The sequence below is a fragment of the Psychrobacter sp. UBA3962 genome, from assembly GCF_002385225.1.
Classification (GTDB): domain Bacteria; phylum Pseudomonadota; class Gammaproteobacteria; order Pseudomonadales; family Moraxellaceae; genus Psychrobacter.
In genome coordinates this window covers 27280-33527 of sequence record NZ_DGDC01000016.1, presented here as the reverse complement: position 1 = coordinate 33527, position 6248 = coordinate 27280, and the positions used below count along the sequence as shown (strand labels likewise).

Here is a 6248-nt window from a genome sequence, read left to right as displayed (position 1 = left end):
TACTGACTCAAATCATAATATGAGCTATGCTGAAGAAACCGTACAACTAAACTTGGTAAACTAAGCGTATTCACAGGAGTTTACCATGACCAAGAAAATCAGAACTTACAGCACAGAATTTAAAGCAGAAGTCGTTAAGAAGATAGCAAACAATAATGGCAATATCTCAGCGACCGCAAAGCAGCTTGGCATCGCCATGCAGACCTTATCTAATTGGCATAACAAAGCCAACCAAGGCAAGCTTGTAGGAGCAGAGCAGTACGATCCACAGCTCATAGCCGTGATTGAAGAGAACAAGCGCCTCAAACGACAGCTTAAAGTAGCCGAAGAGGAACGAGAGATATTAAAAAAGGCGACGGCGTACTTTGCAAAGCACAGCTAGTCAGGTACGCCTTTATCAAAGATAACCAACACTTCTTTAGCATCACCACTATGTGCCGTGTGCTAAAGATTAAGCATTCAAGTTACTACGACTGGCTGAGTCGCGATATCAGCGAGCAGCAGATACATCGCAACCATTGCGAGCTACTCGTTAAAGCCGCTCACAGTGAAAGTAAAGAACGTTATGGTTATGAACGTTTGCATGCAACGCTCACCGAGCAAGGCCATGACATTAGCCTATACATGGTTAGAAGCATTAAAGAGGAACATGGCATCAAATGCCGTCGCCACAAGCGCTTTAAAGTCACTACCGACTCCAATCATAACAAGCTGATCTATCCAAACGTACTGGATCAGAAGTTTGATGCCAGTCGCCCTAACCAAGCGTGGGTCAGTGACATCACCTATATTTGGACGCTTGAGGGTTGGCTGTATTTAGCAGGCGTTAAAGACTTATACACTCAAGAGCTTGTCGGTTACGCCATCAACAAACGCATGACAGCAGATCTAGTATGCAAAGCATTGAACATGGCCATCAAGAACAAACGACCCAGTAAAGGGCTAGTCGTTCACTCTGATAGAGGCAGTTAGTACTGTAGTCATGCCTACCATAAGATCATCAAGCAGCATCAGCTTGCAGGCTCAATGAGCGCTAAAGGTAACTGCTTTGATAACGCACCTATAGAGAGCTTCTGGGGCGTATTAAAGAATGAGTTAATATATCATCAGGACTATAAGACCAGATTTGCCGCCATTACCGATATCATTAGATATATCGAGTTGTACTACAACCAAACGAGAATTCAAAAGGGTTTAGGCTATAAATCGCCAAGACAGGTGTGGTTTGACTATTATCGTCATGCTGCGTAATCAAAATCTCCCAAGTTTAGTTATACGGATTTGACAGCAGGGATCAACTTTTATTATGGTGAAGATAAGATCCATTATGAAGTAGTGCGTAAAGAGGCAAAAAATAAGTCTAGAAGCGATACGCTTATTAACGAAAAGAGCAAACCTCGCAAAGTGGTCATCAAGATACATCCTGATCAGCGTGTGGTTGCTACCGCGCCTATCGATGCCAGCGAAGAAATAATCCATGACGCCATAATGAAACGTGCTCGCTGGATATGGCAAAGTCTGCAAGACTTTACCAAGCAAAAAGACCATGTATTGCCTAAGCGTTATGTTAGCGGTGAAACCCAGTTTTATCTGGGTCGTCGTTATGTGTTAAAAGTGATAACCGATGCAGAAGCTAACGATGGGATAAACAGTACTGTGAAGCTTAGTCGCGGTAAGTTGAATGTAGAATTGTCTCAAATTGATTCTGAATTAGACTCTGAAAAACAAGCAGTTCTCGTGAAAAGCTTGATTGATAAATGGTATAAAGATAAATTTACGTCGGTCTCTAGAGAGAGGGTCGAAGCCTTGCTACATAAGGCCTCATGGGTTTATAGCAGTCCTTCAATAAAATTAATGACTATGAAAAAGCAATGGGGGAGCTGCTCAATTAAAGGCAATTTAATATTAAATCCTCATTTAATAAAAGCCCCAAAGGAGTGCATTGATTACGTGATATTGCATGAGCTGTGTCATATAGCTGAGCATAATCATAGCGAGAACTTTTGGCGCCTATTAACGCAAGTAATGCCGAACTGGAAAGAGGTGAAGGCTAGGCTCGACGGGATGGCTGAGTTTTACTTGAATGAGTAAAATTTGGATCTAGGTAGTTTAAGATGGTTCTTTGGAAAAGTATAGTCAATCCAACTTAAAGTTATAACAGCAGGCATTGCTGAATAAATGATTTAGATTATTCTCACCCCAGCCTTGCCTGAGCTTTTTTACCTCAGCCCACTTCTTCTCAATAGGATTTAGATCAGGACTATAAGGCGGTAGCCAGAGTATGCGATGACCATGTCGGTTTAATAGCTTTTTGATACGTTTGTTCTTATGAAATCTGGCATTGTCCATGACGATGACACATTTGTGACCAAGCTTTGGAATGACGTTATACTTAAACCAGTCGTAAACCACTTGCCAGTTGATGTTATGGGTAAATATGTCCACGGCAAACAATCTTTTTCGATATAGTGCCCCAATGACGTTGGTTCTTTTTGTTTTTTGATAGTTATAGATATCGATGCAAGGTTTGCCTACTGGCGTATAGCCAAAGGCTCTGATGACTTCTTGCTCAAAGCCGCTTTCATCCATATAAATAATAGGATAGCTTTGGCATTGATAGTATTTCAGTTTAATGGTGTACTCTAATCGCTTAAGCCAACTTGATTTTGGGTGTTTAAGACTTTTTTTTGCGAGTATAGCCCAGCCGCTTCATGGCGGCTTCTACACCAGATTTACTACAGCCCAAACGAGCAGCTCTTTCATAGTAGTAAGCGTCAGGATAGTCAGTAATGTCTTGTTTTAGTGCTTCGGTAGATATTTTGCGCGGTGCTCTGACGATGGGCTTGATACTGATGTCTTTTTTTCAGTTAATAATGGTGGTGGGACTCATATCATAAAGCTTTGCTGCAGTGCGCACGCTCATGCCTTGTTCAAGAGACTTTAGTACCTTTTTACGAAGGATAATGGGGTATGTCATGGTGATTAGAGAGCTGGAATTTAGAATTATCGTAATATTTCTTGGTGGGATTGACTATATCAGCCTCCGATATACTCGAGGCGCTTCACTTAATTGCTCTATGTAATGGTTGAGTTAAAAAGGTAGTATTCACAAAAATTCGAGGTTTTCAATGCTTAAACAACATCGACAAGCACTTGTAGTTGAAGGTGGTGGAATGCGTGGCGCATTTACCAGTGGGGTCTTAGACGCATTTTTACAACAACAATTTAATCCTTTTGATCTTTGTGTAGGGGTGTCCTCAGGCTCAACGAACGTTGCTAACTATTTAGCTGCGCAACAAGGTCGCACCCTGCAGATTTACTTAGATCATTCACTTCGACCTGAATTTATCCATTATGGTCGTTTCCTTAAAGGTGGGGACTTACTGGATCTAAAGTGGATGTGGGACGTGGTGGAACAAGAGCATCCACTAAATCAGGCACAATTATTTGCCAGTCATGCTGAGTTTTACATGGTGCTAACACATGCTATTTCAGGTGAAGCTAACTATATTAAAGCCTGTAAAGATAATATTTTGGATGGATTAAGAGCATCAAGTTCTATACCAGTGCTGACTCGTCAAGCGGTCGAGATATTTGGCGAACCTTATTTCGATGGTGGTGTAGCTGATGCTCTGCCTGTGCATTGGGCCGCTCAACAAGATCGTGTTGCTAAGCTAATGGTAATACGTACTCGTCCTCACAATTACTATAAAGCAGGTCGCCAAGGCGATCAGCTGTTGGCTAAATATTTTTCTAAGCAACGATATGGTTTTGCCCAAAGCTTATTAACACGAACCCAACGTTATAATGATGCGGTGCAATTTTTACATTCTGCATCACCACAGAAGTTTTTAGAAGTTTGCCCACCCGACTTGAAAAATATGGCGGGACGATTATCTAAAGATAAAGCTAAAATCCGTTATAGCTATGATGTAGGACTAGAAACTGGGTACAAAGCGATTGAAGATTGGCATAAACTTTAATGATAATTCCGTAATAAATCAGAATGCTTAAAATTAGACATTAAATTAGACATTAACTGTTAAATAATGCAGCTTAATTCTATTGGATAAGTATCTTATGGTTGAGATATTTGCGAGACCATCCCAGATTCTGTGTAACTGCCATTTAGATTAAATGCCTGCTTATACGATCATTAAACATAATCATAATTATGTGAATAATGATATTTTCCGTTAAGCCGCATAATTAAAACTTCCCAAGTTTAACTGTACGGATTTGACAGCAAGGGTCAGATCTAACTGACGATGATCTCACCCATATTGAAGGTAGCCGTGATAAGTTGGTAGGACGATTACAAGAACGTTCTGGCCGAACTAAGGAAGAGGTCGAACGTGAGGTTGATGATTGGCGTCGTGAGAACGACTACTAGCAACTAGTATTAATTTTAAAATATAAAAACAATAAGACCATACCTTAAATATCGCTCCTAACCGCATTTTTTAAAATGCGGTTTTTTTTGTATGTCAATTTCTTATAAAACTAATGCCTAACCCTATTAATAAAATAGTAAGGATAGCTATGAATAGCATCCTGATCTGAACCAGTTGTATTTTTTCTGCAATCTTTATAGCATCTTTAGTATTATTAAATTTTTTAAGTTTGGTCGTTTGTTTTTTCTGGCGCATATTTTTATCCCTTTATAATTTTACTTCATATCTTATGGGATATGAGCTATTCCATTTTTAGTTTAGGCTAAACCTAAATTTATGCCCCTTTATTAGAGGCTATAACAAAGTATAAGGATGTTAATTGAGCCTTTCTTAGGTAGTTTTAGTATATGGCTTTCGGTGAAATTGGACAACCATCTAGAACAACTATGATACTGTACTAGGTATACATCAGAGGACATCATTGAACAAAGAGAGGCTATGTGAACATATCAGTATCAGAAGCATCAAAAAGATGGGGTGTATCAAGGACCACAATCTACAAAAAGATAGATGATGGCGAGCTTTCAAGAAATTCAGACAAGAAAATCGATACTACTGAAATGTTACGGGTGTTTGGGAACCCACCAAGCACTGAACGTACTGAACAAAATGAAAATAATGTCCAATGGACGTCAGTGAACAGTGAAGCTGAACAGGAAAACGTTCAGCTAAAACATCAACTGGAGATGGAGAAACTAAAAAATGTCCACCTGCAGCAGCAGGTGGATCATCACAAGCAGTTGGTTGAAAATTATCAAAAGCAAATTGACCAGTTAAGTAAGAGCTTGGACAAAGCGAATGCTAGTATTCAGGACTTTGCACAAACTAAGCTATTAGAGATGAAAGGTAGCTTATCAGGATCGAGCATCTCTCAAGACGAAAACAACTCCAAGGACAATCAGGGAGACAGTGAAATAGTAAGTTCTGAGTCAAATTCAAAACCTGCTACTAATCAAGAAGCTATCAACACTAAGGGCAAGAAAAGATGGTGGAGCTTGTCTTTGTAAATGCTCTCATGGATAGTTAGGTTTTAACGAGCAAAACCTTTACTTGTTAAAGAGTAGCTAAGTATCACAGTTGTCATGAGCATTTATTAGGAGTAGTATATAGACTATAATCTATATTATGGTTTTATATGTGGACTGTCATCACAACCGATCTATTCAATGATTGGCTTTATCAGCAAGATCAATCGACACAAGAGAAGGTGCTTGCCGCTTTAGTGGTTTTACAGCAGCAAGGCCCAAGCCTAGGGCGCCCTTTAGAGGACACTGTATATGACTCAAAATTTACCAACATGAAAGAGCTTCGGGTCCAGCATCGAGGTAAACCACTGAGAGCCTTTTTCGCATTTGATCCGAAAAGGCAAGCGATTGTACTTTGTATCGGTGATAAGGGTAATAACAAGCACTTTTATAAAGAAATGCTAGCCACAGCCGATCAGCAGTATGAGTGTCACCTTAAAACCTTGGGGGATTTATAACATGACTAAGACATTACAAGAGCTATTAGCAGAGCGCTCTTTAGACAGCCAGGCGCGTATTCAGCAACTGGCCGAGCAGCTATTTTTGGAAAACCAACTCTACCGCATCCGAGAGGAGCTTGAAATCTCTCAAAAAGAACTTGCTCAAACTTTGGGTATTAAGCAGCCTTCACTATCTGCTATAGAAAACCGTGGCAATGACCTTAAAATCTCAACCATGAAAAAATATGTTGAAGCCATGGGTGGTAAGCTTCGTATTGATGTGGAGCTGCCAACGGGGAAGCATATTGGCTTTACTGTATAAATATATT

8 protein-coding genes and 1 pseudogene are annotated in these 6248 nt (G+C 40.0%); 6 read left to right on the top strand and 3 right to left on the bottom strand.

What is annotated here, in order from left to right; genetic code table 11:
* Positions 1 to 85: 85 nt before the first annotated feature.
* Positions 86 to 1251: pseudogene (locus B3S92_RS04410) on the top strand (IS3 family transposase).
* A gap of 30 nt (positions 1252 to 1281) precedes the next feature.
* The gene (locus B3S92_RS04405; RefSeq protein WP_296203104.1) at positions 1282 to 2091 is read left to right on the top strand and encodes a M48 family metallopeptidase; all 810 of its coding nucleotides are present in this window, start codon (positions 1282 to 1284) and stop codon (positions 2089 to 2091) included.
* 45 nt (positions 2092 to 2136) lie between these two features.
* On the opposite strand, the gene B3S92_RS04400 is transcribed toward B3S92_RS04405, so the two are convergent.
* Positions 2137 to 2589 carry an IS630 family transposase gene (locus B3S92_RS04400; protein WP_296203102.1) on the bottom strand — a complete coding sequence of 151 codons (453 nt, stop codon included), beginning with the start codon at positions 2587 to 2589 and terminating at the stop codon, positions 2137 to 2139.
* A gap of 85 nt (positions 2590 to 2674) precedes the next feature.
* Positions 2675 to 2791, bottom strand: a complete 117-nt coding sequence (locus B3S92_RS04395; protein WP_296203105.1) for a hypothetical protein — start codon at positions 2789 to 2791, stop codon at positions 2675 to 2677.
* Positions 2792 to 3128: 337 nt separating this feature from the next.
* Here B3S92_RS04395 and B3S92_RS04390 point away from each other — a divergent pair, with 337 nt between their 5' ends.
* A complete protein-coding gene (locus B3S92_RS04390) occupies positions 3129 to 3983 on the top strand; it encodes a patatin-like phospholipase family protein (RefSeq protein ID WP_296203100.1) in 855 nt (284 codons plus the stop codon).
* 504 nt (positions 3984 to 4487) lie between these two features.
* Here B3S92_RS04390 and B3S92_RS04380 read toward each other — a convergent pair.
* A complete protein-coding gene (locus B3S92_RS04380; protein WP_296203099.1) occupies positions 4488 to 4649 on the bottom strand; it encodes a hypothetical protein in 162 nt (53 codons plus the stop codon).
* Between the two features lie 245 nt (positions 4650 to 4894).
* Here B3S92_RS04380 and B3S92_RS04375 point away from each other — a divergent pair, with 245 nt between their 5' ends.
* From B3S92_RS04375 to B3S92_RS04365, 3 genes are all read left to right on the top strand, one after another.
* Entirely contained in the window at positions 4895 to 5461 is a 567-nt protein-coding gene (locus B3S92_RS04375; protein WP_296203096.1) for a plasmid replication DNA-binding protein, read from the top strand.
* A gap of 128 nt (positions 5462 to 5589) precedes the next feature.
* The gene (locus B3S92_RS04370) at positions 5590 to 5937 is read left to right on the top strand and encodes a type II toxin-antitoxin system RelE/ParE family toxin (protein WP_296203091.1); all 348 of its coding nucleotides are present in this window, start codon (positions 5590 to 5592) and stop codon (positions 5935 to 5937) included.
* Position 5938: 1 nt separating this feature from the next.
* Positions 5939 to 6241, top strand: coding sequence for a helix-turn-helix domain-containing protein (locus B3S92_RS04365; RefSeq protein WP_011954794.1), 303 nt, complete (start codon positions 5939 to 5941; stop codon positions 6239 to 6241).
* Positions 6242 to 6248: the final 7 nt, after the last annotated feature.